General features: G+C 64.1%; 30 protein-coding genes and 1 tRNA gene. 14 read left to right on the plus strand and 17 right to left on the minus strand.

The features are described 5' to 3' along the window. The first annotated feature begins 3 nt into the window (after positions 1-3). The 3 genes from H5P29_RS02445 to H5P29_RS02455 all read left to right on the plus strand — a co-directional run bounded on the left by H5P29_RS02445 (position 4) and on the right by H5P29_RS02455 (position 3,289). A complete protein-coding gene (locus H5P29_RS02445) occupies positions 4-1,683 on the plus strand; it encodes a formate--tetrahydrofolate ligase (protein WP_154385778.1) in 1,680 nt (559 codons plus the stop codon). Positions 1,684-1,717: 34 nt separating this feature from the next. Further along, entirely contained in the window at positions 1,718-2,623 is a 906-nt protein-coding gene (folD, locus tag H5P29_RS02450) for a bifunctional methylenetetrahydrofolate dehydrogenase/methenyltetrahydrofolate cyclohydrolase FolD (protein WP_182575119.1), read from the plus strand. 84 nt (positions 2,624-2,707) lie between these two features. Then, entirely contained in the window at positions 2,708-3,289 is a 582-nt protein-coding gene (locus H5P29_RS02455) for a response regulator transcription factor (RefSeq protein ID WP_246787014.1), read from the plus strand. 303 nt (positions 3,290-3,592) lie between these two features. Here H5P29_RS02455 and H5P29_RS32895 read toward each other — a convergent pair whose 3' ends face one another. From H5P29_RS32895 to H5P29_RS02515, 12 genes are all read right to left on the minus strand, one after another. Then, complete coding sequence (locus H5P29_RS32895; RefSeq protein WP_182575118.1) at positions 3,593-3,694, minus strand: LysR family transcriptional regulator; 102 nt, start codon at positions 3,692-3,694, stop codon at positions 3,593-3,595. A gap of 264 nt (positions 3,695-3,958) precedes the next feature. Further along, a complete protein-coding gene (locus H5P29_RS02465; RefSeq protein WP_154385777.1) occupies positions 3,959-4,291 on the minus strand; it encodes a hypothetical protein in 333 nt (110 codons plus the stop codon). Beyond that, positions 4,288-5,175 carry an NAD(P)-dependent oxidoreductase gene (locus H5P29_RS02470; protein ID WP_154385776.1) on the minus strand — a complete coding sequence of 296 codons (888 nt, stop codon included), beginning with the start codon at positions 5,173-5,175 and terminating at the stop codon, positions 4,288-4,290. Before H5P29_RS02470 ends, H5P29_RS02465 begins: the two co-directional genes overlap by 4 nt. Continuing rightward, on the minus strand, positions 5,172-5,654 hold the full coding sequence (locus tag H5P29_RS02475) for a gluconokinase (RefSeq protein WP_154385775.1): 483 nt from the start codon (positions 5,652-5,654) through the stop codon (positions 5,172-5,174). The genes H5P29_RS02470 and H5P29_RS02475 overlap by 4 nt, the downstream gene beginning before the upstream one ends. A gap of 22 nt (positions 5,655-5,676) precedes the next feature. Continuing rightward, the gene (locus H5P29_RS02480; protein ID WP_154385774.1) at positions 5,677-6,432 is read right to left on the minus strand and encodes an SDR family oxidoreductase; all 756 of its coding nucleotides are present in this window, start codon (positions 6,430-6,432) and stop codon (positions 5,677-5,679) included. A 10-nt stretch (positions 6,433-6,442) separates the two neighbouring features. Continuing rightward, positions 6,443-7,474 (minus strand): L-idonate 5-dehydrogenase, encoded by a 1,032-nt coding sequence (locus tag H5P29_RS02485; RefSeq protein ID WP_154385773.1) that lies wholly within the window; start codon positions 7,472-7,474, stop codon positions 6,443-6,445. 10 nt (positions 7,475-7,484) lie between these two features. Next, positions 7,485-8,432, minus strand: coding sequence for a 2-hydroxyacid dehydrogenase (locus H5P29_RS02490; RefSeq protein ID WP_154385772.1), 948 nt, complete (start codon positions 8,430-8,432; stop codon positions 7,485-7,487). 69 nt (positions 8,433-8,501) lie between these two features. Then, a complete protein-coding gene (locus H5P29_RS02495; protein WP_154385771.1) occupies positions 8,502-9,233 on the minus strand; it encodes an amino acid ABC transporter ATP-binding protein in 732 nt (243 codons plus the stop codon). Positions 9,234-9,292: 59 nt separating this feature from the next. Then, the gene (locus tag H5P29_RS02500; RefSeq protein ID WP_246340898.1) at positions 9,293-10,084 is read right to left on the minus strand and encodes a transporter substrate-binding domain-containing protein; all 792 of its coding nucleotides are present in this window, start codon (positions 10,082-10,084) and stop codon (positions 9,293-9,295) included. A gap of 62 nt (positions 10,085-10,146) precedes the next feature. After that, on the minus strand, positions 10,147-10,803 hold the full coding sequence (locus H5P29_RS02505) for an amino acid ABC transporter permease (RefSeq protein WP_154385769.1): 657 nt from the start codon (positions 10,801-10,803) through the stop codon (positions 10,147-10,149). Position 10,804: 1 nt separating this feature from the next. Continuing rightward, entirely contained in the window at positions 10,805-11,491 is a 687-nt protein-coding gene (locus H5P29_RS02510) for an amino acid ABC transporter permease (RefSeq protein ID WP_154385768.1), read from the minus strand. Between the two features lie 43 nt (positions 11,492-11,534). Then, complete coding sequence (locus tag H5P29_RS02515) at positions 11,535-12,167, minus strand: HD domain-containing protein (RefSeq protein ID WP_154385767.1); 633 nt, start codon at positions 12,165-12,167, stop codon at positions 11,535-11,537. A 107-nt stretch (positions 12,168-12,274) separates the two neighbouring features. On the opposite strand from H5P29_RS02515, the gene H5P29_RS02520 reads away from it, so the two are divergent. Beyond that, the gene (locus tag H5P29_RS02520) at positions 12,275-13,174 is read left to right on the plus strand and encodes a LysR family transcriptional regulator (protein ID WP_154385766.1); all 900 of its coding nucleotides are present in this window, start codon (positions 12,275-12,277) and stop codon (positions 13,172-13,174) included. Between the two features lie 417 nt (positions 13,175-13,591). Here the strand turns inward: H5P29_RS02520 and H5P29_RS02525 are convergent. Further along, positions 13,592-13,668 (minus strand) — tRNA-Arg (locus H5P29_RS02525). A 223-nt stretch (positions 13,669-13,891) separates the two neighbouring features. On the opposite strand from H5P29_RS02525, the gene H5P29_RS02530 reads away from it, so the two are divergent. Both H5P29_RS02530 and H5P29_RS02535 read left to right on the plus strand, forming a co-directional pair. Continuing rightward, a complete protein-coding gene (locus H5P29_RS02530) occupies positions 13,892-14,479 on the plus strand; it encodes a YigZ family protein (RefSeq protein WP_067955160.1) in 588 nt (195 codons plus the stop codon). A gap of 275 nt (positions 14,480-14,754) precedes the next feature. Then, positions 14,755-15,156 (plus strand): cupin domain-containing protein, encoded by a 402-nt coding sequence (locus H5P29_RS02535; protein WP_067955162.1) that lies wholly within the window; start codon positions 14,755-14,757, stop codon positions 15,154-15,156. 24 nt (positions 15,157-15,180) lie between these two features. On the opposite strand, the gene H5P29_RS02540 is transcribed toward H5P29_RS02535, so the two are convergent. Next, on the minus strand, positions 15,181-16,152 hold the full coding sequence (locus H5P29_RS02540) for a D-alanyl-D-alanine carboxypeptidase family protein (RefSeq protein WP_348640619.1): 972 nt from the start codon (positions 16,150-16,152) through the stop codon (positions 15,181-15,183). Between the two features lie 304 nt (positions 16,153-16,456). Between H5P29_RS02540 and H5P29_RS02545 the strand changes: the two genes are divergently transcribed. Together H5P29_RS02545 and H5P29_RS02550 are read left to right on the plus strand one after the other, a co-directional pair. Beyond that, the gene (locus H5P29_RS02545; RefSeq protein WP_154385765.1) at positions 16,457-17,548 is read left to right on the plus strand and encodes a hypothetical protein; all 1,092 of its coding nucleotides are present in this window, start codon (positions 16,457-16,459) and stop codon (positions 17,546-17,548) included. Positions 17,549-17,614: 66 nt separating this feature from the next. Next, complete coding sequence (locus tag H5P29_RS02550; protein ID WP_067955166.1) at positions 17,615-18,241, plus strand: nucleoside triphosphate hydrolase; 627 nt, start codon at positions 17,615-17,617, stop codon at positions 18,239-18,241. Between the two features lie 70 nt (positions 18,242-18,311). On the opposite strand, the gene H5P29_RS02555 is transcribed toward H5P29_RS02550, so the two are convergent. The 3 genes from H5P29_RS02555 to H5P29_RS02565 all read right to left on the minus strand — a co-directional run bounded on the left by H5P29_RS02555 (position 18,312) and on the right by H5P29_RS02565 (position 20,627). Continuing rightward, entirely contained in the window at positions 18,312-19,016 is a 705-nt protein-coding gene (locus H5P29_RS02555; RefSeq protein WP_154385764.1) for a glutathione S-transferase N-terminal domain-containing protein, read from the minus strand. A gap of 143 nt (positions 19,017-19,159) precedes the next feature. Next, positions 19,160-20,371, minus strand: coding sequence for a beta-ketoacyl synthase (locus H5P29_RS02560; RefSeq protein ID WP_154385763.1), 1,212 nt, complete (start codon positions 20,369-20,371; stop codon positions 19,160-19,162). Position 20,372: 1 nt separating this feature from the next. Next, positions 20,373-20,627 carry an acyl carrier protein gene (locus tag H5P29_RS02565; RefSeq protein WP_067955172.1) on the minus strand — a complete coding sequence of 85 codons (255 nt, stop codon included), beginning with the start codon at positions 20,625-20,627 and terminating at the stop codon, positions 20,373-20,375. Between the two features lie 195 nt (positions 20,628-20,822). Here H5P29_RS02565 and H5P29_RS02570 point away from each other — a divergent pair, with 195 nt between their 5' ends. The 6 genes from H5P29_RS02570 to ureC are packed head-to-tail and all read left to right on the plus strand — an operon-like array spanning position 20,823 to position 24,897. Next, positions 20,823-21,677 carry an urease accessory protein UreD gene (locus H5P29_RS02570; protein ID WP_154385762.1) on the plus strand — a complete coding sequence of 285 codons (855 nt, stop codon included), beginning with the start codon at positions 20,823-20,825 and terminating at the stop codon, positions 21,675-21,677. 16 nt (positions 21,678-21,693) lie between these two features. Then, positions 21,694-21,996, plus strand: a complete 303-nt coding sequence (locus tag H5P29_RS02575; protein ID WP_115729710.1) for an urease subunit gamma — start codon at positions 21,694-21,696, stop codon at positions 21,994-21,996. Positions 21,997-22,003: 7 nt separating this feature from the next. Then, positions 22,004-22,258: a DUF1272 domain-containing protein gene (locus H5P29_RS02580; RefSeq protein ID WP_067955178.1), complete on the plus strand. Its 255-nt coding sequence runs from the start codon at positions 22,004-22,006 to the stop codon at positions 22,256-22,258. 26 nt (positions 22,259-22,284) lie between these two features. After that, complete coding sequence (locus tag H5P29_RS02585; protein WP_067955180.1) at positions 22,285-22,875, plus strand: HupE/UreJ family protein; 591 nt, start codon at positions 22,285-22,287, stop codon at positions 22,873-22,875. 4 nt (positions 22,876-22,879) lie between these two features. After that, positions 22,880-23,185, plus strand: coding sequence for an urease subunit beta (locus H5P29_RS02590; protein WP_067955182.1), 306 nt, complete (start codon positions 22,880-22,882; stop codon positions 23,183-23,185). Further along, the gene (ureC, locus tag H5P29_RS02595) at positions 23,185-24,897 is read left to right on the plus strand and encodes an urease subunit alpha (protein ID WP_154385761.1); all 1,713 of its coding nucleotides are present in this window, start codon (positions 23,185-23,187) and stop codon (positions 24,895-24,897) included. The genes H5P29_RS02590 and ureC overlap by 1 nt, the downstream gene beginning before the upstream one ends.

Raw genomic sequence — 24,897 nt, forward strand, 5'->3', positions numbered from 1 at the left:
ACCATGGCCGAGTTTAAGACCGACATCGAGATCGCGCGTGCGGCGAAGAAGAAGCCGATCCAGGAGGTCGGCGCCAAGATCGGCATTCCGACCGAGCATCTTTTGCCTTATGGCCACGACAAGGCGAAGATCTCGGCCGAGTTCATTGCCAATGCACGCAAGAACAAGGACGGCAAGCTGATCCTGGTCACCGCGATCAACCCGACGCCAGCCGGCGAAGGCAAGACCACGACGACTGTCGGCCTCGGTGACGGTTTGAACCGTATCGGCAAGAAGGCCATCGTCTGCATCCGTGAAGCCTCGCTCGGGCCGAATTTCGGCGTCAAGGGCGGTGCTGCGGGTGGCGGTTATGCCCAGGTCGTGCCGATGGAGGACATGAACCTCCACTTCACCGGCGACTTCCACGCCATCACCACCGCGCACAATCTTTTGTCGGCGCTGATCGACAACCACATCTACTGGGGCAACGAGCTCGGCATCGACACCCGCCGCGTGGTGTGGCGCCGGGTGATGGACATGAACGACCGGGCGCTGCGCCAGATCAACTGCTCGCTCGGCGGCGTCGCCAACGGTTTTCCGCGTGAGGCCGGCTTCGACATCACGGTTGCTTCCGAAGTCATGGCGATCCTGTGCCTGGCCACCGATCTGAAAGATCTCGAGAAGCGCCTGGGCGACATCATCGTTGCCTATCGCCGCGACAAGACGGCCGTCTATGCCCGCGACCTCAAGGCCGATGGCGCCATGGCGGTGCTGCTGAAGGACGCGGTCCAGCCCAATTTGGTGCAGACGCTGGAAAACAACCCGGCCTTCGTCCATGGCGGCCCGTTCGCCAACATCGCCCATGGCTGCAACTCGGTGGTCGCCACCACCACCGCATTGAAGCTCGCCGACTATGTCGTCACCGAAGCCGGTTTCGGCGCTGATCTCGGTGCCGAGAAGTTCTTCGACATCAAGTGCCGCAAGGCGGGCCTCAAGCCGGCAGCCGCCGTCATCGTCGCCACCGTGCGCGCGATGAAGATGAATGGCGGCGTCAAGAAGGAAGAGCTCGGCAAGGAGAATGTCGAGGCGGTGAAGAAGGGCTGCGCCAACCTTGGCCGCCACATCGAGAACGTCAAGCAGTTCGGCGTGCCGGTCGTGGTGGCGATGAACCACTTCGTCTCCGACACCGACGCCGAGATCGCGGCGATGAAGGACTATGTCGCCTCGATGGGTGCCGAAGCGATCCTGTGCAAGCACTGGGCCAAGGGCTCGGCCGGCATCGAGGAACTCGCCCACAAGGTGGTGCAGCTCGCCGAAAGCGGCGCCTCGCAGTTCTCGCCGCTCTACCCCGACGAGATGAAGCTGTTCGACAAGATCGACACCATCGTCAAGCGCATCTACCGCGGCTCGGAGGCGATCGCCGACAAGTCGGTGCGCGACCAGCTGCATGCCTGGGAACAGGCGGGCTACGGTCATCTGCCGGTGTGCATGGCCAAGACGCAATACTCGTTCTCGACCGACCCGAACCTGCGCGGCGCGCCTGTCGACCATGTCGTGCCGGTGCGTGAGGTCCGCCTTGCAGCAGGCGCCGGCTTCATCGTCGCCATCTGCGGTGAGATCATGACCATGCCCGGCCTGCCCAGGGCACCCTCGTCGGAAAAGATCTTCCTCAACGAACAGGGCCAGATCGAAGGACTGTTCTGAGCCGAACGCGTCTTAAAATAAGGATTAGAAATACGTGTCAATCATCATAGATGGGAAGGCGGTGGCGGCCGATGTAGTCGCCAAAGTTCGGATCGCAGCCGAAAAGCTGATCGCCGAGACGGGTATCGTTCCCGGCATAGCTGTGGTCATCGTTGGCCACGACCCGGCAAGCCAGGTCTATGTCGCTTCCAAGAGCAAGAAGGCCAAGGAATGCGGCTTCCATTCGATCGAGCACGCGCTTTCGGCCGACACCTCCGAAGCCGACCTCGTCACCCTGGTGAAAAAGCTCAACGCCGACCCCAAGATCCACGGCATCCTCGTCCAGTTGCCCCTGCCCGGCCATATCGACGCCGGCAGGATCATTCAGACGATCTCGGCCGACAAGGACGTCGACGGCTTCCACTTCACCAATGTCGGCAAGCTCGGCACCGGCGAACTCGACACCGCCTTCGTGCCCTGCACGCCTGCCGGCTCGATGTTGTTGATCGAGCGCACGCTTGGCCGCGACCTGTCGGGCCTCAACGCGGTTGTCGTCGGCCGCTCCAACATCGTCGGCAAGCCGATGGCCAACCTTCTGCTCAACGCCAACGCCACCGTCACCATCGCCCACAGCCGCACCAAGGACCTGCCGGCCCTTTGCCGCAGCGCTGACATCCTGGTGGCCGCGGTCGGGCGTCCTGAAATGATCAAGGGCGACTGGGTCAAGCCGGGAGCCACCGTCATCGACGTTGGTATCAACCGCCTCAAAGGCGGCGCCAACGGCAAGTCTAGGCTTGTCGGCGACGTCGACTATGCCAGTGCGGCCGAACAGGCCGGCGCCATCACGCCGGTGCCCGGCGGCGTCGGGCCGATGACCATTGCACTTTTGATGGCCAACACGGTCGTTTCGGCCCTCCGCGCGACAGGTCAACCTCTCGATGCCATTAAGGGCTCAATGTAGGTGTATCGAGAAGACTCCAACATATCACAGCGGAGTGCTCGACACGATCAGACCCGACTCCTAATCGCTGAGCGCAACCCACTCGTGGTCGCCGCGCTCAGCGACCTCGCAACTAGAGATGAAAGATTCGAATTAATCGGAAGCGTGGAAACCGGCCGTGCGCTCATCAAGGCTGCTGAGGAGAAGAGCCCAAGCTTCGATGTTGCCGTCGTCGCCTGGAAGCTGTCCGACATAGATGCGGGCGAGGTGTTGATTGAACTTCAGCGCCGACAATTGATGCCGCGCGTGGTCATTTTTTCCAACGACCATGATATTGGCATCCTGAAGCAGTGCGTGCGGCTCGGCGCGCAGGGTTACTGCTACCAGTTCGACGATCCCTGCATCCTGTTCGATACGCTGTTAGCAGTCGCCAACGGCCGTATCTGCATCCCTTACATAGACGTCGCCAAGATCAACGAGACGCCGCTGTCGTGCCTAACCGCACGCGAGCTCGAACTGCTCGGCGTCTTGGCGGATGGTTGGACAAATTTGCAGATCGCGACGCGGACCGGGATCTCGGAAAACACGGTTAAGTACCACCTGAAAAATCTCTACGACAAACTGAACGTTCGCAACCGCGCTATGGCGGTTGCGCTCTATGCAAGTGAGCGACGATACAACCGCTAGTTCCGTTGTTTGAATTACGTTAAAGCGCGTCAAGAAGATGAGATTGGGTCGCCGTCTGCCCGGAACCGACACACCCCGAAACTTGTCACCGTCATCCACAATAGTCGGTTGATGACGGCGCCACGCTTCGCAAGTCGCGGCAAGGGTCACCTGGACCCTCACCTCGAAGCTACTGAGCTTGGGCAACAACCACTGCTGTAGGAAACACCGACTGACCAGTATGTTTAGTGCTTGGCTGGAATGCGCATCACGGATGCGCGCGGTACCATGGCCAATAATGGCAAAGGCGGAATGAATATCGCACTAGAAGCGGCGCCCCTCTGGCGTAAGCTCGAGCTTCCCCGAACCGCGGAGAAACAGCAGCGTCCCGCGATGGCTCTCGAGTGCCCGTACCTGTCTGCTCACCGCCCTGGCGTTACGAAGAGTTCCGCCGCCGCGTTAGAAACGCTGAGGTCCCTTACCTTTGCTCAACAGATGTCGCTTTCAAATGCTTTTTGACGATTTGGAGGCGTTGACCTCCCCCGTAGGCCCGTCAGCGTTGGGAATCGGCTACCGAATTGGCCTCGCCCTAACAGCCGGTAGGCATCGGCGGCCGGTCGCTGAGAACCAACCGCCGGCGTCCGCTATCCGCGGTCTTGTAAGGACCTCGAGCCGACGACCTTTTTATGCTCAAAGATTGTATTCATTGGCGAGTGTCACATGATGGTGGATGCGGCCGTCAAAGAATTCGGCAAGGACTGCTTCGGTCGCCGCGCGGGCTTCGGAGCGGACGGGGCTCGCCAGAGCTTCTTCCACGGCCTCCAGGCTCGGATAGTCGATGGCGAGGATCATCGGCAGTTCCGGTGCGCCCTCGTCGCGGGCTTCCGCAAAGGAGACACGCACGCCGGTCGCGCGCGGGAAGGCCCGCCACTTCGGCAGGATGCGCTCGATGACGGCCTTGCGGAAGGCTTCGGTTTGGCCGTGCTTCACCTTGCCCTCAAACAGTGCGTAACGGGTGATCATTCAAAATTCTCCTTGTTCGGTCCCCGGAAAAATTCCATCAGCGCGGCTTGGTCCTCGCCGCCGAGGCCTGCGGCCGTCAGCATACGGTGGATTTCGGCGCAGGCCGCCGTCAGCGGCATGGCCGTGTTGGTGCGCCGCGCAAGATCCTGCGCGCCGGAAAGGTCTTTCACCATGTTGTCGATGCGCCCAGTGCGGCGGTAATCCCTCGCCACGAAGCGCGGCATGTATTCCTGCAGGATGGCACTGTCGGCGCGCCCACCCTTCAGGGCCTGTGGGATCTTTGCTGCATCGACGTCGGCGTCGAGCGCCAATTGGGTGGCTTCCGCAACGGCAAGGAAGCCGAGGCCGCAGAGCACCTGGTTGATCAGCTTGGTCGTCTGGCCCGCGCCGACCGGTCCCATATGGGTATAGTTGCTAGCGACGTGCTGGAGGACCGCATACGCGTCCTCTACATCCTTGGCCGCGCCGCCTGCCATCAGCGTCAGCTCGCCGACGAGCGCCTTCGGCGCGCCGCCGGAAAGCGGGCTGTCAACCCAGCGCAGACCCTTTTCGGCCGCCGCCACCGCCAGCTCTTTCGTCGCGTCCGGATCGATCGAGGACATGTCAATGATCAGCGTGCCGGGCCTGGCGCCGGCCGCTACGCCTGCCTCGCCGAAGACCGCGCGGCGCACGATGGCGGGGGCGTTGAGGCTGAGGATCACGTAGTCGCTGGCGGCGGCGGCCTCAGCGGCCGACGCGGCGGCGAAGGCGCCCTTGTCGACCAGTGCCTGCATCTTGTCCGGCCCGGGGTCGAAGACGGTGATGCGATTGCCGGTCTCGGCCAGCCGCGTGCCGATGGCGCCCCCCATGGCGCCTGCGCCGATCAGCGCTACCCTTTTGGTCATGTCCGGATCTCCTCCAGTCTGGCCGCGATGGCGGCGACGATCGCCTCCAGCGGCTTGTCGATATCGACGGTTATGGCGTTTTCGTCTGCCGCCGGCGGCTCCAGTGCCGCGAACTGGCTGTCGATGAGGCTTGTCGGCATGAAGTGTCCGGCCCGCGCGGCCATGCGCGAGGTGATCAGCTCCCGGCTGCCGGCGAGGTGCACGAAGGCGACGGGCGCGCTGGCCTCTTGTCGGATATGGTCGCGGTAGCGGCGTTTCAGCGCCGAGCAGCCGAGGATGATGATGCCGTCCGGGTCGGCGAGCTTTTGCCCGACCAGCGTCAGCCATGGCCAGCGGTCGTCGTCGGCGAGCGGTTCGCCGCGGCTCATCTTGGCGATGTTTGCCGGCGGATGCAGATCGTCGCCGTCGAGATAGGTCGCGCCGATGCGGGAGGCCAGTGCCGAGCCAACGGCGGACTTGCCGCAGCCGGCGACGCCCATCAGGACGATACGCCTGGTTGCCTCAGAGCGAGGACGTGATGCCGCCGTCGACATAGAGCGTGTGTCCGTTCACAAAGGAGGAAGCATCGCAAGAGAGGAAGATACAGGCGCCGACCAGTTCCTCCACCTTGCCCCAGCGGCCGGCTGGCGTGCGCTTCTCCAGCCATTCGGAGAAGTTGGCGTCGGCGACGAGCGCGGCGTTGAGCGGCGTGTCGAAATAACCGGGCGCAATCGCGTTGCATTGCAGGCCATGCTTGGCCCAGTCCGTCGCCATGCCCTTGGTGAGGTTGCCGACGGCGCCCTTGGTGGCGGTATAGGGCGCGATGCCCGGGCGGGCGAGTGCGGTCTGGACGCTGGCCATGTTGATGATCTTGCCTGCACCGCGCGCGATCATGTGGCGCGCGACGGCCTGGCCAACATTGAAGACCGTCGAGATATTGGTCTTCAGCAGGCGCTCGAACGCGTCGGCCGGAAAATCCTCCAGCGGCGTGCGGTGCTGCATGCCGGCATTGTTGACGAGGATGTCGATGGCCCCGACTTCCGCCTCGAAGGCGTCGATCGTCTTGCGCACGGCCTCATGGTCGGTGGCGTCGAAGGCGAGCGTGTGCTTTGCGCCGAGACTATCGGCGGCCGCCTTCAGCTTGGCTGTGTCGCGGCCGTTGAGGACGATCTCGGCGCCGGCCTCGGCAAGGCCCTTAGCCAGCGCATAGCCGATGCCCTGCGAGGAGCCAGTAACAAGGGCGCGCTTGCCCGTCAGGTCGAAAAGTTGCGTGCTCATGGGCTTGTCCTCAAGAGAATGCGATCTGCGTCTTCATCGACTGGCTCTTGTCCGAGGCGATCTCGAAGGCCTGGAGCGCATCGGCGAGCGGCAGCGTATGGGTGATCAGCGGCTTCACGTCGATGAAGCCGCCCTGCATCAGTTTCACCGCAATCGCGAATTCCTCATGGAAGCGGAAGGAACCGCGCAGGTCCAGTTCCTTGGCAGTGATCGCCATCATGGGAAGGCTCATCTCGCCGCCAAGCCCGAGCTGGACGATGTCGCCGCGCGGGCGCAACGCCTGGATCCCGGCGACGAGTGCGGGCTGGGCGCCTGAGCATTCGTAGAGGACATCGAAGTATCCCTTATTCGCGCTGAACGGAACGAGGCCGTCGCGGTCTTCCGAGAGGTTGATCGTGCGGTCCGCGCCGACGGCGCGAGCAAAGCCGAGCGCCCGTTCGGACAGGTCGGCGGCGACGATCTCGGCTGCGCCGGCCCGCCGTGCGGCGAGGATCGACAGCGTGCCGATCGGCCCGCAGCCGGTGACGAGCACGCGCTTGCCAAGCATCTCGCCGGCCCGGCGCGTGGCGTGCAGCGTCACGGCGAGCGGTTCGGCCATGGCGGCTTCGCAGGCCGAAAGCCCGTCCGCCTTCACGCACTGGGCGGCCTTGGCGACAAGGCGTTCACGGAAGGCGCCCTGGATGTGCGGGAATGGCATGGCCGATCCGTAGAAGCGCATGTTGAAGCAATGGTTCGGCAGGCCCTTCAGGCAGTAGTCACAGGCGCCGCAGGGCCGCGAGGGCGAGACGGCGACGAGATCGCCGACGGCCAGCCCGGACACGCCTTCACCCAGGGATGCGACGTGGCCGGAGACCTCGTGGCCGAGGATCATCGGCTCCTTCAGCCGCACCGCACCGAAACCGCCGTGGTTGTAGTAATGCAGGTCCGAACCGCAGATGCCGCCCGTCGCAAGGCGGATCTCCACCTGGCCGGGACCGGGCGCCTCGACGGCGCTGTCCTCGAGGCGCAGGTCTTTTGCTGCGTGGATGACGATGGCTTTCATCGGGTCGCCCTCACAGAACCGGGGTCGGCAGCGGCCGGCCGTCGAAATTGGCCGATAAGTTGTCGAAGACGAGCTGGCCCATCGCTTTGCGGGTCTCCATCGTGCCCGACGCCATGTGCGGCTGGAGCAGCACGTTGTCGAGGGCGAGAAAACGTGGGTTGAGGTTCGGCTCGCCGTCGAAGACATCGAGCGCGGCGGAACCGAGCGCCTTCGTCTCCAGTGCGTCGAGCAGCGCTTCCTCGTCGATGTTGGAGGCCCGGGAAATATTGATCAGCATGCCCTCTTGGCCGAGCGCTTCGATAACCTTCCTGCCGACGATATGACGGGTCTCGGCCGACGCTGCGAGCGTGACGAACAGGAAGTCGGAGCGTGCGGCAAGTTCGACCGGATCGGCGACAAAGGTCCAGTCCCTGGCAAAATCCTTCGGCCCCATATCGCTGTAGGCGATGTCCATGTCGAAGCCGGCGAGGCGCTTGGCCACCTCGTAGCCAATTCGGCCGAGGCCGAGTACGCCGGCGCGCTTGCCATGCACACGGCTCTTCAGCGGATAGAGACCCTTCTTCGCCCAGTCGCCGCTCTTGACCCATGTCTCGCCGCCTATTACGCCGCGCGCCTGCGCGAGCATCATCGCAATCCCGAGGTCGGCGACGTCCTTGGTAAGCACATCAGGCGTGTTGGTGACGCGGATGCCGCGCTCGCGCGCCGCGGCAAGGTCCACCGCGTCATAGCCGACGCCGTAGACGGAGATCACTTCCAGCTTCGGCAGCGCTTCGATCATCGCACGGTTGGCACCGAGCTCACCACGCGTGGCGATGCCGCGGATGTTTTGGCCGTGCGTCGCGAGGAAGGCCTCCTTGTCGGCCGCCTCGAAATAGCGGTGCATGGTGAAGGCTGCGTTCAGGCGCTCCTCGTCCCACTCAGGGTACGGGCCAACCTGTAATACCTCGATCTTAGGCATGGGGACTCCTCCGGCAGAGCGTTTCTGCCGATTATGTAAGACAATGGGTGGACGAACGGCTGCGCGGGCTCAGCCTACTTCCGAACGCAGAAAGGCCTGAAGTTCCGGCGTCTTCGGCGCGGAGAAGAATTCGGCGGAGGGACCTTCCTCGTGGATGACGCCGTCCTTCATGAAGATCGTCCGGTTGGCGACGCGCCGGGCGAAGCCCATTTCGTGCGTCACGAGGAGCATAGTCATGCCGTCACGCGCGAGGTTTTCGATGACGGCGAGCACCTCCCCGGTGAGTTCCGGGTCAAGCGCCGACGTGACTTCATCGAACAGCATCACCTTCGGCTGCATGGCCAGCGAGCGGGCGATGGCGACGCGCTGCTGCTGGCCGCCCGAGAGCATGTCCGGATAGGCCTCGAAGCGGTCGCCGAGCCCGACGAGCGCGAGGCAGCGCTTGGCCTCCGCGCGCGCGGCGTCCTTGCCCATGCACTTCACCTGGACCGGGGCGAGCATGATGTTCTCGCCGGCAGTCAAGTGCGGGAAGAGGTTGTAGCTCTGGAAGACGATGCCGACGTCGCGCCGGAGCTGGCGAAGTTCGGCGGGCTTACGCGACATGCCGTGGCCGGCCACCTCGATCTCGCCTGAATCGACGCTTTCGAGGCCGTTCAGGCAGCGCAGGAAGGTGCTCTTGCCGGAACCGCTGCGGCCGATCAGGGCGACGACTTCGCCGCCTTCGACGGTCAGCGACACGCCCTTCAGCACTTCCAGCGCGCCAAAACTCTTGCGGATATTCTTTGCGACGACAACGGACATGATAGACCTCTCGATCAGTGGTCGGGGCGCCAAAGGGGCGCCCCTTGGCTGTTTTGGGATCAGAACGACGGCAGTTCCGGGATCGGGGTCTTCATCCACTTCTCGTAGATCGCGGAGAGTTCGCCGCTCTGCTTGTGGACGAAGAGCACTGTGTTCACCCAGTGCAGAAGGTCGGGATCGTTGCGGCGCAGGCCAACCCCGTAGAAGCTCTGGAGATAGGTCGTCTTCTCCTCGAAGCCGCTATCGGGATAGCGTTCCTGAAGCTGCGCCGCGATGTAGTTCACCGTGCCGATGGCATCGACCTGGCCGGAGACGAGCGCGTTCAACGTCGTGCTGTCGTCGTCGAAGCGCACCAGTTCCATGCCCTCGATCTTGGCAGCGGAAAGGATCTTTTCGTGTGCCGTGCCTCGCGGGACGCCGACGCGCTTGCCTGCAAGGTCGGCGAGGCTTTTGATCACTGTTCCCTTCGGCGCGATGATCACCGACTTGTGGCCGCCATAGGGATTGGAGAAGGCGACCGACAGCGCGCGCTCGGCATAAATGCCGAAGCTCGCGACGACGAAATCGACCTTGCCCGTCTGAAGCGACGGGATGCGGCTCTGGCCGGTGACGGGCACCAGTTCCAGCTCGACGCCTAGGTCCTTCGCCAGAAGCTCGGCGACGTCGACATCCAGCCCGTCCGGCTGCATCTCCTCATTGGTGATGCCGAAGGGCGGGACGGACAGGTCGACACCGATCAGGACCTTCTTGCGGGCGATGATGTCGTCGAGGGAGGAAGCCGACGCCGTTGCGGCGCCGACGGTGAGTGCAAGAAGCCCGACGAGGGGCAGGAGAAGGGATTTCAGGCGCATGGTCATCCTCACAGTTCTAGAGTTCCGGTTGGTAGGACAGCCTTCTGCGGGCCGTTGGGTGATCAGGTTCCCGCGCCCCGGCGGGCCGTACGCCGCTCAAGCCAGAGGCTGAACTGGGTGAGCGGGAAGCAGACGGCAAAATAGAGGGCGGCGACGCTCAAAAAGGCTTTGAGCGGTTCGAATGTGGCATTGCTGACGAGCTGCCCGGCGCGGGTGATCTCGATGAAGCCGATGATCGAAGCGAGCGACGTCTGCTTGATGATCTGCACCAGGAAGCCGACGGTGGACGGCAGGGCGAGACGGATCGCCTGGGGCGCGATGACGAAGCGCAGCGTCTTGTAGGGCGTCAGCGCCAGCGCATCGGCGCTTTCCCACTGCGCCTTGGGGATAGCCCTCAGCGCGCTTTCCCAAATGGCGCCGAGGAAGGCACTGGAATTGATGGTGAGCGCAATGGCCGCCGCCGTCAGCGCCGCGATCTCGATGCCGAAAAGCGACGGCGCATAGTAGCACAGGAACAGCAACACCAGCAGCGGCAGGCCCTGGATCACCTGCATGTAGAAGCTCGTGATCGTGCGCAACGTCCGGCTGCGAGCGATGCGCAGCAGCGCCAGCACGATGCCCATGATGCCGCCGCCGACGAAGGCGAGGACGGTCAGCGACAGCGTCCAGCGCAGTGCATAGACAATGAAGAGGAATTCGGGGGAGCCGAACGTGCGCATCTCATGCCCTCCCGAGCAGGCGGCGGCGGAGCCGCGTGAAGACCATGAGGCCGGCAAGGTTCAGCACGGCGCGGAAGGCGAAATTTAGGGCGACATAGACCACGGCGACGACCAGGTAGATTTCCATCGTACGGAACGTCTCAGAGCTTGCGATCATCGCGGCCCCCGTCAGGTCCTCGACGCCGATCACCGAGACGAGGCTGGTCGACAGCATCAGGAGCACGCATTGCGAGACGACCGGCGTGAATACCTTTTCCAGTGCAGGTGGCAGGATCACGAAGCGCAGCGTCTGGAAATAGGTGAGGCCGAGGCTTTCCCCCGCCTCCACCTGGCTGCGGTGGGTGGCCTCGATGCCGCCGCGCACGATCTCCGCGACATAACCGCCATTGTTCAGCACCAGGGCAATGAAGACGGAGGTGAGCGGCGTCAGCCGAACCCCGATGTTCGGCAATCCGAAGAAGATGACGAAGATCTGCACCAGCAGCGGCGTGTTGCGCACCACCTCGACATAGAGGCGAACGAGGAAGCGCGGAAACGGCGAGGACGAGGTCGACATCACCGCGCAGAAAATCCCGAGCGCGATGCCGCCGAATATGCCGACGAAGGACAGGCCGACCGTCAGCCACAGCCCGCTGACGATTTGCGGCAGGTAGTTCAGCAATGGGCCGAACTGGAACGTGTAGTCCATCTCAAACCTCGGCTTTCCCCTCGGGCGGTTCCTTTTCGGCTTCCTACTGCATGCCGATCGGTCGGACCCGCAAGTTCGGGCCGGCGAAACCGATCGTTTCCGGATGGCAGAGATCGAGAGCCGCCGCGACATGCCACCAGGCATGATCGGCCTGACGGATGATGTAGCATTCCGTGCTATGGCCGATATGCGCGCCTTCGAGCGAGTGCCCCATGCAGATATGGCCGATTTCTTCCGGCAGGCCGACCGACAAGCAGACATGGGTGCCATATGCGGAATGGCGGAAGGACGGTTCGCCGTAGCGGTCGCCGCGCTCGCGCCAGCGCCTCAGGTTGATCGGATCGAACTCCCAGGTCTTGCCGATATCGTGGCAGAGCCCGCCGGCGAGAATGATGTCGCGGTCGACCTTGGCCTCGGGATAGGTCTTGTCGAACTCGTCGTAGATCGCTAGCGCGAGGCGCGTGACGCCTCGCAGATGCGCGTCCTGCGTGCCGCGCTTCAGCGCAAATACTTTCGGGCTGCCCTCGCCCGGAATGTCGATGACCCGATCGAAGGACGAGCGCTCCAGGGCGAAAACCCACGCGTCCACTACCTTTTCCCTCAGTTCGTCGGAGCGGATGTCCGCGATCTCCGGAAGGTCCTCGAGAATGTGCTCCCGTGAAATGGTCTTGTACATTGTCTCACCGCGTTTCTGATGTGGATGAGATGAGCCTAGGCGGTGTTGAAATCAAAATCTAATTGGGATATTTGTCGTCATCGATAGAAAACTTCTATGCATGAGCGATGACCCTCAGCTTCTCCGCCCTTGAATCTTTCTACTGGGTTTCGCAGTTGCGCAGCTTCAGTGCGGCGGCGGAGAAGCTCAACGTCACCCAGCCAACGATCTCCTACCGCATCCGCGAGCTGGAGGAGCAGCTCGGCGTGTCGCTGTTCGTGCGCCAGAAGCGCCAGCTCCTCCTCACCAGCGAAGGCGAGGCTCTGAAGCACTATGCGGAATCGATGATCGCGATCGCGCGGGACATTGAATCCAACATCAAGACCCGCAACACCGGCCTGCCGACGCTCAGGGTCGGCGTCATCGACAGCTTCGCCGCCGTCTGCCTGCCCGCCCTGCTCGACGAACTCGACAACCGCTTTTCCGGCACTCGCATCGCCGCCACGGTGGATACCAGCCATAGGTTGGCCGACCAGCTCTCGGAAGGGCTGCTGGATATCGCAGTGCTCTCGACGCCTCCATCACACGACAATGTCGCGCTCGAGCTTCTCGGGCGTCAGAGCGTCGACTGGATCGCGAGCCAGAAGCTCCAGCTGCCGCAGACAACCGTCTCGGATGGGGAGCTGCTGCGCCAACGCATCTTCGCCACGCCGGCACCGTCGAACCTCCATTCGCTGACCATCGGAGCGCTCGCCGCGACGGCCGGTGGCGGACTGCGCCTAAATGTTTGCAACAGCCTCGGCACCATCCTTAGGCTGGTGGAATCGGGGACCGGCATCAGCATTCTGCCAACGCGCCTACTTCAAGAGCAGATCCGGCTGGGTATGATACAGGTTCTGAAAACGCATACGATTCTCCCCCTGCAGGAAGTCTTCATCGGCACGAACAAGGGGGCGATCGTGCGCGCCTTGCCTCAGGTGGCGCAGATGATCCGCAAGGTAAGCGCGAGCGTCGGCTTCTGCAATTGATGGAGGATTAGACCAAGTCCGGGTTCATCAGCACCGAGAGAGCGGCGGTGGTGCCGACCGTCTCCCCTCATCGTCTCTGTGACTGTGGCCCTTCCGGGATAGACTCCGGAACCCTTTGCTCAACCCATGCAGCGAAGTCAGAATGGCGCTGCGACGAGTGGAGAGAAAGGCAGTAGCGCTCTAACGCTACCATCATCAACCACATCAATCTCATGAGCCGATGCATCCTATTCGCCTCGAAATGGGCGGCCATCAGTCGCCGCCCTATCGTCGAGCAGACTTCGTTGGCATTTATCCACAGGAGGGTGCGTTGAAATTCGTACGGTCTCTTGTGCTTCCGTAGTGCTTCCGCGCAAAAGCCGCTAGGACGCTCGTTAAAATCGGCATCGACTAACTGTCTGATATTTATGTTTAAAATGGCGCACCCGACAGGATTCGAACCTGTGACCTCTGCCTTCGGAGGGCAGCGCTCTATCCAGCTGAGCTACGGGTGCTCGTCCGCGGCAGGCCGCGAACCACGCCCGGCGCACCGGACGACGCGCGTTCATAACCGATGCCGCGGCGGGCGGCAACGGGGGGTAGTGGCAAATCGCTATGCCCGGCACCTGCAAATCGCAGCATCACCACTGCCTCCGCCTTCGGACAGCCTAACGCGCCCTTCCGCTCGCACGGCGCAATTGACGGCCACCCGCCCGGCGTTGTCTAACGCCACCAGACATGTTCACGCTCGCTCAACCCGAAACCTTCGCCCAGGACATCAAGAAGAGCCGCTTCCTGGCTGCTGCTGGGCCGGTGGCGGACGAGGTGGCGGCGAAGGCGTTTGTTGCTGCCCATTCCGATGCCGGGGCCAACCACAATTGCTGGGCCTGGCGCATCGGCCAGAGCTATCGCTTCAGCGATGATGGCGAGCCGAGCGGCACGGCCGGCAAACCGATCCTTGCGGCGCTCGACGGCCAGCACCTCGACAATGTCGCCGTCGTCGTCACGCGCTGGTTCGGCGGCATCCTGTTGGGTAGCGGCGGGCTGGTGCGAGCCTATGGCGGCACTGCGGCCGCCTGCCTGCGGGCGGCCGCCAAGACCGAGATCGTCATCTCGGTCGAAGCGAAAATCACCTGCGGCTTCGCCGATCTGGCGATCGTCCAGGCAAGGCTCGCGGCCCAGTCGGGCGTGCGCATCGTTGCCGAGACCTTCACCGCGACCGGTGCCGAATTGAAGGTGGCGCTGCCCGAGGCCGACGTCGAAACGATCGTGCGGAAGATCGCCGACCTGACCAGCGGGCGGGCGATCGTCGCCCTACCGGACTGAGGCCGCTTCGATGCTTCGATCGGTCTGGGGCCGGGCCGACTGCCGCGGCCAAACGGTGCGACTGCTGCCTGACCTTGTCGGAGACATGCGTGGCGACGTCCATCAACGCGGCATTCCCGTCCGCAAAATGCGTGAGTAATCCCGTCCGCAATGCTTGCTGGAACAATACTCCAGGAAAAGCGTGCAGTGGTTTTCCGTCCGGAATAGCGTAGCAACGGAAATGAGGCTCCGCGCTCCGAAGAGACCGGGCAGGCAAGACCACAGGAGACAAAAAGATGGACATTAAACGCAGCGGTTCGCGGCCTTCGGCGACGCCCTCGCCCGACTATTTCACCGGCGCGGTGCGCCAGGATCCGGTCATCGAGGCGCCGGCGCCGGCGCGGCTGCGCGCCGTCACCGTCACCTTCGAGCCGGGCGCGCGCACGGCCTGGCACACCCATCCGCTCGGCCAGACGCTGGTCATAACCTCAGGCCTCGGCTGGGCCCAGGTCTGGGGCGGCAAGGTCGAGGAGATCAGAACCGGCGACGTGGTATGGTTCGCGCCCGGCGAAAAGCACTGGCACGGTGCCTCCGCGGCAACGGCCATGACCCACATCGCGCTGCAGGAGGCACTCGACGGCCGTGCCGTCGACTGGCTCGAGCACGTCACTGACGATCAGTACACCGCGCCGGCCTGAGCCGCGCGGCACCAACCCGTCTGGCTACTGGATTTCGCCCATCGGCACGGGCGCGTCGCCCTGCTGGATGGTCGTTGACGTGTCGACCGGCATAGGCATGCCGGGGGCAGCGGGTGCCGGCAAGGGTGCTGCCAATGCGGTAGCCGCCGGCGCCGGGGTGAACATCTGCGACGCCAGGCTGCCGCCGGCAGCCTGCGGCATGTAGCGCACGATCATCTCCTCGACCTGGGCGTTGCGCTTGCGCGCCGTCTCGCCACCCATGACGACGATCACCAGCTTGCGGCCGTCGGCCTGCACGGAGGTGACAATGTTGAAGCCGGAGGCCCTGATGTAGCCGGTCTTGATGCCGTCGACGCCGTTGACCCGGCCGAGCAGGTCGTTGTGGCCGCGGATACGCTTGCCGCGGAAATTGAAGTCGGTGGCCGAAAAGTAGTAATAATGTTGCGGGAAGTGCTTGCGCAGCGCCATGCCGAGCACGGCCATGTCGCGCGCCGTCGTCCGCTGCTGCGCATCGGGCAGGCCCGAGGCGTTGCGGAAGACGGTACTGGTCATGCCAAGCTGACGCGCCTTCGCCGTCATCTGTCGGGCAAAACCTTCTTCCGAACCGCCGAGATATTCACCGACGGCCACGGCAACGTCATTGGCCGACTTGGTCGCCAGCGCCCGGATTGCCGCATCGAGCTCGATCTGCTCGCCACGCTTGAAGCCGAGCTTGGACGGCGGCTGCGAGCGCGCATTCTCCGACACCGGAATGAACGTCGTCTTGGCGACGCGACCCTGCTGCATCGCTTCGAAGGTCAGATACAGCGTCATCATTTTGGTCAGCGAAGCGGGATAACGCGGCGCCGTCGCATAGGCCTGGTATAGCGTGCGCCCGTTGGAGGCGTCGACGACGATGGCCGCAAACTTGTCGGGCGCAGCGGCTTGCGGCGCGACATTCAGCGTCTCCGAAGTGGCGCAGCCGGTGACAAGCGTGATCACGGCAAGCAGCGCCACGATAGTGCGCCACAGCCCAGACCACAGAGACCGGGGAAGTCTTAAAGGCGGCAAGAAAGAGTGGGTCTGGGCTAACAAGAAAAGAACCTGTCGGTGATCGCCAAAATTGGGCCCAAGATTGGGATTTGTCACATGCCGGCCGGCAACGACAGCCGAAAATTACAGAACGCACGCCATTCCGTCCATTTCGCCTGGCGCAGCAGATGCATGTTGCGCCGGTGGTGTTGAATATTGGTTACACCCGCCGGCTTGCGCGAAGGATGCCAAATCGGCTCTGTTGGCTGACATAGCGAGGTGATTTGGCATGAGTGAGCATGGTTTCCAGGCCGAGGGCATATCAGCCGCGCTCGACCTTGCCGTTGGCCACATCGCCGATTTCGCCATCACAAGCGGCGGACGCACGCTGAAGCCGCTGCACCGCGCGCCCTGGATCGACCACGACGACTTGCCTGAAGGCCTGCCCGAAGGCGTCGCCAGGCTGTCGGGTGATTTCCTGTGCGCGCCGTTTTCGCGCAGCGACGTGGAAGCGGCACCGCTGCATGGCTGGCCGGCCAACAGCGCATGGGATTTGCTCGCCGACGAAACCATATCAGGCGGACGCCGCGTCAGCTTCCGGCTGCGGCACAAGGTGATGGGCGCCACCGTCGACAAGACGCTCATCCTGCGCGACGACCACCCGTTCCTCTACCAGGAGCATTCGTTCACCGGCGGTGCGGGTTCCATATCGGTCGCCCACCATCCGATCACCGAGATGGCCGCTGGCGGCCGCCTCGCCTTTTCGCCGAAGCGGCTGGCAGCGACACCGCCCGATGTGACCGAGCCCGACCCGGCGCGCGGCGCCCATCTGCTCGCCTATCCCGCCCGCAGCGCCAACCTCACCCGCTTCCCGACAGCGGATGGCAGCCAAACCGACCTCACCTGCTACAGTGCGACGCGCCGGCACGAGGATTTCGTCACCCTCGTCGAGGCCGATCATGGCGGCATGGGCTGGACGGCAGTGGCGCGCACGGCTGAGGCCGACGTCGTGCTGGTGCTGAAGAACCCGGCCGAACTGCCCGTCACCATGCTGTGGATCAGCAATGGCGGCCGCTACTACGCGCCGTGGAACGGCCGGCACGGCGTGCTCGGCATCGAGGACGGGCGATCGGCGATCGGCCATGCCGCATCCCTCGGCGATAACTGGCTGAAGCAGGAAGGCATAGAGACGGCCTTCGCACTCGGCAGTCGCGTCGCCTTCCGCCAGATTGTCGGTGCCATGCCTTGGGATGGCGGCGAAGCGCCGTTGCAGGTCGAAGCCCTGCCGGGCCGTCTGCGCCTGACCTTCGCCGATGGCAGCCGGCGCGAAGCACCGTTCGACGAAACCTTTCTGCGGATCGGCCAGCCGATCTTGAAGTGACGCAGCCGCCGCCTCATTTTTGACGGGTGCGGCGGCAGAATGTCATCGAAACCATTGGGGAGATCCATGTCCGAAATCGCCCACATCGCCGCAACCCTGTTCAAGCGCGCCCACCATGCCGAGCGCTTCGTGATCGGCATCGCCGGCCCGCCCGGATCGGGTAAGTCGACGCTGTCGGCGGCGCTGCGCGACGTGCTGCCCGAAGGCTCGGCCGCAGTGGTGGCGATGGACGGCTTTCACTTCGACGACGCGGTGCTGGCCAGTCGTGGCCTGAGCGAGCGCAAGGGCGCGCCCGAAACCTTCGATTTCGCCGGCTTCGAAGTGCTGCTCAAGCGCCTGCGCGCCGCCGAACCCGACATCGCCATCCCGGTATTCGATCGCAGCATCGAGCTGTCGCGGGCGGCAGCCGAGATCGTCTCGGCCGACGTCAAGTTCATTCTCGTCGAGGGCAACTATCTGCTGCTCGACGAAGAGCCGTGGCAGCGGCTGCACCAATTGTTCGATTTTACCATCTTCGTCGACGTGCCACGCGAGGAGCTGGAGCGGCGGCTGGTCGAGCGCTGGCGCGAGCATGGCCGCTCGGACGCCGATGCGCGTAACTGGATCGACAGCAACGACATGCCCAACATCGACCGGGTGCTCGCCGCCAGGCGCGAAGCCGACCTGGTGATCGGACGTACCGGGCCGCTTTGACGGTCCGCAGTCATCAGAAGCGCCGCGTGTCACGAGGACGCGCGGCGCTTTCTTTCGATCTTCGGGCTGACTAGCCGCGTGCTGGAATGTTCAGGCCTGCCTGCACCGCCGGGCGGGCCAGGCCCCGCTCCAGCCATGCCCCGACATTCTCGAAGCTCTTGAAGCCGACAAGGTCACCGGCGTCGTAGAAGCCGATCAGGTTGCGCACCCAGCCGAGCATCGAAATGTCGGCGATGGTGTAGTCGTCGTCCATGATCCACTTGCGGCCTTCGAGCCGCTTGTCGAGCACGCCGAGCAGGCGGCGCGACTCGTCGCGATAGCGCTCGAGCGGGCGCTTGTCCGCGATCTCGCGGCCGGCAAATTTGTGGAAGAAGCCGAGCTGGCCGAACATCGGGCCGACAGACGCCATCTGGAAGAACACCCACTGGATGGTCTCGTAATGGCGGGCGCGGTCGGCGGGGATCAGGCGGCCGGTCTTCTCGGCAAGATAGAGCAGGATCGCGCCCGACTCGAACAGCGCCAGCGGCTTGCCGCCGGGGCCGTTGGGATCGAGGATCGCCGGGATCTTGCCGTTCGGGTTGAGCGACAGGAACTCGGGCGTCCAGCTCTCGTTCTTGCCGATATTGATGGCGTGCGCCTCGTAGGGCAGGTCGAGCTCTTCGAGTGCGATCGATACCTTCACGCCGTTCGGCGTCGGGAAGGAATAGAGCTGGATGCGGTCGGGGTGCTGTGCCGGCCAGCGGGCAGCAATCGGAAATGGAGTGAGATCGCTCATCGACGGTTCCTCGTGGGATGGGCCGGCGTGAAGCGCGCTGGCCAGAATGGTGGGGGCCGCCAAGAGTTAGTCATGCAGACACGCCGCATCAATATACAGCGCGCCTGTTTTGTCAAAATGACAGATGAGACCGGAGACGGCGGTCAGACTGCCTTGACCGCCACCACGGCATTGGTGCCGCCAAAGGCAAACCCGTTGCTGATCGCCACACGCACGTCGCGCTTCTTCGCCACGTTCGGCGTCACGTCGAGATCGCAATCGGCGTCCGCCTCGCGATAATTCGCAGTCGGCGGCACGATGCCTTCGCGCACGGCATTGACGCAGGCGATCATTTCGAGCGCACCCGAGGCGCCGAGGCAATGGGCATGCATCGACTTGGTCGACGACACCGACAGCTTGTCGGCATGGGCGCCGAAGACCCGACGGATGGCCGCCGTTTCGATCTGGTCGTTGGCCTTGGTGCCGGTGCCATGGGCGTTGATGTAATCGACGTCCTCAGGGGCCAATCCGGCATCCGCCAGGCAGGCGCGCATCGCCGATGTCGGGCCTTCGACGGTCGGCGCCACGATGTCGGAGGCGTCGCCAGACATGCCGGTTCCGGCAAGTTCGGCCAGGATCGTCGCGCCGCGGGCAACGGCGTGGTCATAGGTTTCGAGCACGACCATGCCGGCGCCCTCGCCGAGAACCAGCCCTTGCCGGTCGGCGGAGAACGGACGGCACGTGTCGGGTGCAACGACGCGCAGCGCTTCCCAGCCCTTGATCACGCCCCACACCAGCGGCGCATCGGTACCGCCGGCGACGATCGCGTCAGCGCGGCCGAGCAACAGCTGGTCCATTGCGGTTGCGAATGCGTGGTTGGACGACGAGCAGGCGGAGGTGACGCCGAACACCGGCCCGCGCAGGCCAAGGTTCATGCTGACCTGGCCGGCGGCGGCACCCGGCATGACCTTCGGCACGGTGAAGATGGCGGCGCGGTTCCGGCCTTCGAGCAGGATGGCGCGGTAATTCTCCTCGATCGCTTCCCAGCCGCAGACGCCGACGCCGACGATCGTGCCGACACGATGCGTGTTGTTTTCGTTCACCACCAGGCCGGACTGGCGCAACGCTTCCTTGGCCGCGATCACGGCGAGAAGGCTGAAGCGGTCCATGGAAACGAGCTGCTTGCGGTCGATGCCGTGCTCGGGCAGTTGCTTGATCTCGGCGCCGATGCGGATCTTCAGCTCATGCAGCTCGCCATTGGTCAGCGGCCCGATGGCCGAACGGCCGGCGCGCATGGCATCCCAGATGGCGGGTGCATCGGTGCCGAGCCCGCACAGCCCGCCGATACCGGTGATGACGATGCGGGGACGCTTCATCTCAGGCAGATTTTGCAATCAGGGCGCGAACGGCTTCGACCATGTCGCCGACATTCTTGAGGTTGCTCCAGGCGTCGACGGTATTCATCTCGATCTCGATATCGTACTCTTCCTCGAGGTCGAAGATGATCTCGGTGAGTTCGAGCGAGTGGATGCCAAGCGCCGTCAGCTCGGTGCCGAGCGTGATCTCTTCGCCACCTTCCTCGGCATGCGCCTTGATCTTGGCGATGATGTCCGTTGCCAACTGGTCGGCCATAAATACCCTTCCCCAGAACTCTCTAACTTGTCATGTCCGTGCCGGCAGCCCTGCGCCGGGCCAGAACCTGACATTATCAGACGATACCGCCCCCGAATTGAGCCAAAAAGGCGTCCCTGTATAGAAAGCGAAACGCGAGGAGGCAACAAGCTTGTATATCGACAAATCCCCCATTGCCGTTACCCTCCGGGCATCATGACATCAGGCACATCCTTGTCCGCCCAGGCTGACGCAGCGGCAATTTCCACGCAGCGCGTGAAGGCGCGGGCCCGCATCGAGGTCGAGCACCGCGCCGGCCGCAGCCGTCTCGCCCGCCTCTACCAGGATGGCGCGGCCAAGATCAGGCTGCCCGAGACCAGCGCCGATCCGCTCGAAGCGGTGCTGATCAACATGGCCGGCGGGCTGACCGGCGGTGACAGGCTCGACTGGGAGGTTTCGGTCGGTGCGGCCGCGCGCGCCGTCCTCACGACCCAAGCCTGCGAGAAGGTCTACCGCGCGCTTGCCGGACACGCCGAGGTCGATGTTCGCCTGTCGGTAGGCGCCGGCGGCTTCCTCGGCTGGCTGCCGCAGGAAACGATCAGTTACGACCGCGCCGCCTTTTCACGCACGCTCGACGCCGATCTCGCCGCGGGCGCCGAGGCGCTGATCGTCGAGGCGACCGTGTTCGGCCGCTCCGCCATGGGCGAGCGCGTCGAAAACGGCACCTTCCGTGACCGCTGGCGCATCAGGCGCGAGGGCCGGCTTATCCACGCCGAAGATTTTTCCGTCGGTCCCGACATCGGCAAAACACTCAACCGGCCGGCCTCGGGCGACGGGCGCATCGCCGTTGCAACATTGCTGCTCGTCTCCGAACGCGGCGAACAGCTGCTCGAGCCGGCGCGGCAAATCGTCGGCGACGACGGTGGCGCCAGCTTCTGGACGGTCGGGCAAACTGGCAAGCTTCTTGCGAGGCTTTACGCCGGGGACGGCTACACGCTACGGAAACGACTCATGCCGCTGGTCGCCCTGCTCAATGGACGGGCAGGACTGCCCAGATTGTGGTCACTCTAAGAATTTCGGTGCGCGAATGAACCTGACGCCAAGGGAAAAGGACAAGCTTCTGATCGCCATGGCGGCAATGGTCGCGCGCCGGCGTCTGGAGCGCGGCGTCAAGCTCAACCATCCCGAAGCGGTGGCACTGATTTCCGACTTCATCGTCGAGGGCGCCCGCGACGGTCGCTCGGTCGCCGAGCTGATGGAAGCAGGCGCTCATGTCATCACCCGCGCCCAGGTCATGGATGGCATTGCCGAGATGATCCACGACGTCCAGGTCGAAGCCACGTTTCCCGACGGCACCAAGCTCGTCACAGTCCACGAACCGATCCGCTGAGGCCGCCATGCTCGAACTGCGTCCCAATTGCGAATGCTGCGACCGCGACCTGCCGCCCGAGGCGAAGAACGCCGTCATCTGCACCTTCGAATGCACCTTCTGCAGCGACTGCGCGGAAGGTGTGCTCTCGGGCAGCTGCCCCAATTGCGGCGGCAACTTTTCGGCTCGGCCGATCCGGCCCGCGGCCATGCTTGCGAAATATCCTGCTTCGACCAGGCGCGTGCTGAAAGCCGAAGGCTGCGCGTCGAAATCCGCCGCCTGATTGCCCTGAACGAAAGGTTATCAACGATGCTCAAGCGTCTCGCTGTCGCCCTCTCCTTGATGTCTTTGTCGGTCGCGCCCGCCTTCGCCCACCTCAATCCGGATGAGCACGGCTCGCTGCTCGCCGGCGTGTCGCATCCGCTGTTCGGCATGGACCACATCCTCGCCATGGTGGCCGTCGGCCTGTGGGCTGCCCTGCTCGGCGGCCGCGCCCTGTGGCTGGTGCCCGCGGCGTTCGTCGCCACCATGGCCGTTGGCTTCGCGGCTGCCATCGCCGGAGCGCCCCTGCCCTTCGTCGAACCGGTCATCCTCGCATCCGTCGTGGTGATCGGCCTGCTTGCCGCGATCGCGCTCAAGGTGCCGGCATGGGCCGGCATGTTGGTGGTCGGCGTCTTCGCCTTCTTCCACGGCCACGCCCATGGCGGCGAACTCGGCTCGGCCGGCGCGCTGAGCTTCGGCATCGGCTTTGCGCTGTCGACGGCACTGCTGCATGCCACCGGCGTTGGTCTCGGCCTCGGCATCGGTCGCGCCTTCGGCGGCGACACCGGCCGCCTCGTCACCCGCATCGCCGGCGCTGCCACGGCCCTCGGCGGCCTCTGGCTGGCGCTAGGAGCATAAGAGCATGATCCCCGGTGAAATCATTACGGCCGAAGGTTCGATCGAGCTCAACAAGGGCCAGCCGACGGTAACGCTCAAGGTCGCCAATACGGGCGACCGGCCGATCCAGGTCGGCAGCCACTTTCATTTCTACGAGACCAATGGCGGCCTGAAATTCGACCGCGAACAGGCACGCGGCATGCGGCTCGACATCGCCGCCGGCACCGCCGTGCGCTTCGAGCCCGGCCAGGAGCGCGACGTCACGCTGGTGCCCTATGGCGGCAAGCGCGAGGTCTATGGTTTCCAGAAGAAGGTGATGGGTAAACTCTGATGCCGGCACAAATCTCCCGCGCCTCCTATGCCAAGATGTTCGGCCCTACCGTCGGCGACAAGGTCCGGCTCGCCGACACCGAGCTGTTCATCGAGGTCGAGAACGACTTCACATGTTATGGCGAGGAAGTGAAGTTCGGCGGCGGCAAGGTCATCCGCGACGGCATGGGCCAGAGCCAGCTGAGCCGCGCCCAGGGTGCCGTCGACTGCGTCATCACCAATGCCGTGATCCTCGACCACACCAGCATCTACAAGGCCGATGTCGGCCTCAGGGACGGGCGCATCGCCGCCATCGGCAAATCAGGCAACCCAGACACCCAGCCCGGCGTCACCATCATCATCGGACCGGGCACCGAGGTCATTGCCGGCGAAGGCAAGATCCTGACCGCCGGCGGCATCGACACCCACATCCATTTCATCTCGCCGCAGCAGGTCGACGAAGCACTGAACTCCGGCGTCACCTGCATGGTCGGCGGCGGCACCGGCCCGGCGCATGGCACGCTCGCCACTACCTGTTCGCCGGGACCATGGAACATCGCCCGCATCATCCAGGCCTTCGACGGCCTGCCGATGAACATCGGTGTCTTCGGCAAGGGCAACGCCTCGCTGCCGGGCGCGCTGGAGGAGATGGTGCTGGCCGGCGCCTGCGGGCTCAAGCTGCACGAAGACTGGGGCACGACGCCGGCGGCCATCGACACCTGCCTGTCGGTCGCCGACGCCCATGACGTCCAGGTGACGATCCACACCGACACGCTCAACGAAGGCGGTTTCGTCGAGGACACCGTCGGCGCCTTCAAGGGCCGCACCATCCACTCTTTCCACACCGAAGGTGCCGGCGGCGGCCACGCGCCTGACATCATCAAGGTCTGCCAGTACCCGAACGTCATCCCGGCCTCGACCAACCCGACGCGACCCTACACGGTCAACACCATATCAGAGCATCTCGACATGCTGATGGTCTGCCATCATTTGTCGCCGTCGATCCCCGAAGACATCGCCTTCGCCGAAAGCCGCATCCGCAAGGAGACCATCGCGGCGGAAGACATCCTGCACGACCTCGGTGCGTTTTCGGTGATCTCATCCGACAGCCAGGCCATGGGCCGCGTCGGCGAGATGATCATCCGGACCTGGCAGACCGCCGACAAGATGAAGCGCCAGCGCGGATCGCTGCCCGGGGAAAAAGGCAACAACGACAATTTCCGTGCCCGCCGCTACATCGCCAAATACACCATCAATCCGGCGATCGCGCATGGCATGTCGCGCGAGATCGGCTCGATCGAGGTCGGCAAGCGCGCCGACCTGGTGTTGTGGAATCCGGCCTTCTTCGGCGTGAAGCCCGATATGGTCCTGCTCGGCGGCTGGATCGCCACCGCGCCGATGGGCGATCCCAACGGCTCGATCCCGACGCCGCAGCCGAGCCATTTCAGGCCGATGTTCGGCGCCTATGGCAAGGCGCTGACCCACAGCTCGATCACCTTCGTCTCGAAGGCCGGGCTGGAGGGCGGCCTGCGCGACCGCATCGGCGTGGCCAAAGAGATGGTGGCGGTCGAAAACACCCGCGGCGGCATCGGCAAGCGCTCGATGATCCTCAATGATGCCATGCCTGAAATCGACGTCGACCCCGAAACCTATGAGGTCCGTGCCGACGGCGAGCTACTCACATGCGAGCCGGCGACGGTGCTGCCCATGGCGCAGCGCTACTTCCTGTTCTAG

Origin of the sequence: Aminobacter sp. MDW-2 (assembly GCF_014250155.1) — a bacterium.
Taxonomy (GTDB): domain Bacteria; phylum Pseudomonadota; class Alphaproteobacteria; order Rhizobiales; family Rhizobiaceae; genus Aminobacter; species Aminobacter ciceronei.

Excerpts from the sequence above, each read along its gene's own strand:
- H5P29_RS02445 (WP_154385778.1), top strand. The coding sequence starts at position 4 with ATGGCCGAGTTTAAGACCGACATCGAGATCGCGCGTGCGGCGAAGAAG.
- H5P29_RS02465 (WP_154385777.1), bottom strand. The coding sequence starts at position 4,291 with ATGATCACCCGTTACGCACTGTTTGAGGGCAAGGTGAAGCACGGCCAA.
- H5P29_RS02470 (WP_154385776.1), bottom strand. The coding sequence starts at position 5,175 with ATGACCAAAAGGGTAGCGCTGATCGGCGCAGGCGCCATGGGGGGCGCC.
- H5P29_RS02475 (WP_154385775.1), bottom strand. The coding sequence starts at position 5,654 with ATGGGCGTCGCCGGCTGCGGCAAGTCCGCCGTTGGCTCGGCACTGGCC.
- H5P29_RS02480 (WP_154385774.1), bottom strand. The coding sequence starts at position 6,432 with ATGAGCACGCAACTTTTCGACCTGACGGGCAAGCGCGCCCTTGTTACT.
- H5P29_RS02485 (WP_154385773.1), bottom strand. The coding sequence starts at position 7,474 with ATGAAAGCCATCGTCATCCACGCAGCAAAAGACCTGCGCCTCGAGGAC.
- H5P29_RS02490 (WP_154385772.1), bottom strand. The coding sequence starts at position 8,432 with ATGCCTAAGATCGAGGTATTACAGGTTGGCCCGTACCCTGAGTGGGAC.
- H5P29_RS02495 (WP_154385771.1), bottom strand. The coding sequence starts at position 9,233 with ATGTCCGTTGTCGTCGCAAAGAATATCCGCAAGAGTTTTGGCGCGCTG.
- H5P29_RS02500 (WP_246340898.1), bottom strand. The coding sequence starts at position 10,084 with ATGCGCCTGAAATCCCTTCTCCTGCCCCTCGTCGGGCTTCTTGCACTC.
- H5P29_RS02505 (WP_154385769.1), bottom strand. The coding sequence starts at position 10,803 with ATGCGCACGTTCGGCTCCCCCGAATTCCTCTTCATTGTCTATGCACTG.
- H5P29_RS02510 (WP_154385768.1), bottom strand. The coding sequence starts at position 11,491 with ATGGACTACACGTTCCAGTTCGGCCCATTGCTGAACTACCTGCCGCAA.
- H5P29_RS02515 (WP_154385767.1), bottom strand. The coding sequence starts at position 12,167 with ATGTACAAGACCATTTCACGGGAGCACATTCTCGAGGACCTTCCGGAG.
- H5P29_RS02520 (WP_154385766.1), top strand. The coding sequence starts at position 12,275 with ATGACCCTCAGCTTCTCCGCCCTTGAATCTTTCTACTGGGTTTCGCAG.
- H5P29_RS02530 (WP_067955160.1), top strand. The coding sequence starts at position 13,892 with ATGTTCACGCTCGCTCAACCCGAAACCTTCGCCCAGGACATCAAGAAG.
- H5P29_RS02535 (WP_067955162.1), top strand. The coding sequence starts at position 14,755 with ATGGACATTAAACGCAGCGGTTCGCGGCCTTCGGCGACGCCCTCGCCC.
- H5P29_RS02545 (WP_154385765.1), top strand. The coding sequence starts at position 16,457 with ATGAGTGAGCATGGTTTCCAGGCCGAGGGCATATCAGCCGCGCTCGAC.
- H5P29_RS02550 (WP_067955166.1), top strand. The coding sequence starts at position 17,615 with ATGTCCGAAATCGCCCACATCGCCGCAACCCTGTTCAAGCGCGCCCAC.
- H5P29_RS02555 (WP_154385764.1), bottom strand. The coding sequence starts at position 19,016 with ATGAGCGATCTCACTCCATTTCCGATTGCTGCCCGCTGGCCGGCACAG.
- H5P29_RS02560 (WP_154385763.1), bottom strand. The coding sequence starts at position 20,371 with ATGAAGCGTCCCCGCATCGTCATCACCGGTATCGGCGGGCTGTGCGGG.
- H5P29_RS02565 (WP_067955172.1), bottom strand. The coding sequence starts at position 20,627 with ATGGCCGACCAGTTGGCAACGGACATCATCGCCAAGATCAAGGCGCAT.
- H5P29_RS02570 (WP_154385762.1), top strand. The coding sequence starts at position 20,823 with ATGACATCAGGCACATCCTTGTCCGCCCAGGCTGACGCAGCGGCAATT.
- H5P29_RS02575 (WP_115729710.1), top strand. The coding sequence starts at position 21,694 with ATGAACCTGACGCCAAGGGAAAAGGACAAGCTTCTGATCGCCATGGCG.
- H5P29_RS02580 (WP_067955178.1), top strand. The coding sequence starts at position 22,004 with ATGCTCGAACTGCGTCCCAATTGCGAATGCTGCGACCGCGACCTGCCG.
- H5P29_RS02585 (WP_067955180.1), top strand. The coding sequence starts at position 22,285 with ATGCTCAAGCGTCTCGCTGTCGCCCTCTCCTTGATGTCTTTGTCGGTC.
- H5P29_RS02590 (WP_067955182.1), top strand. The coding sequence starts at position 22,880 with ATGATCCCCGGTGAAATCATTACGGCCGAAGGTTCGATCGAGCTCAAC.
- ureC (WP_154385761.1), top strand. The coding sequence starts at position 23,185 with ATGCCGGCACAAATCTCCCGCGCCTCCTATGCCAAGATGTTCGGCCCT.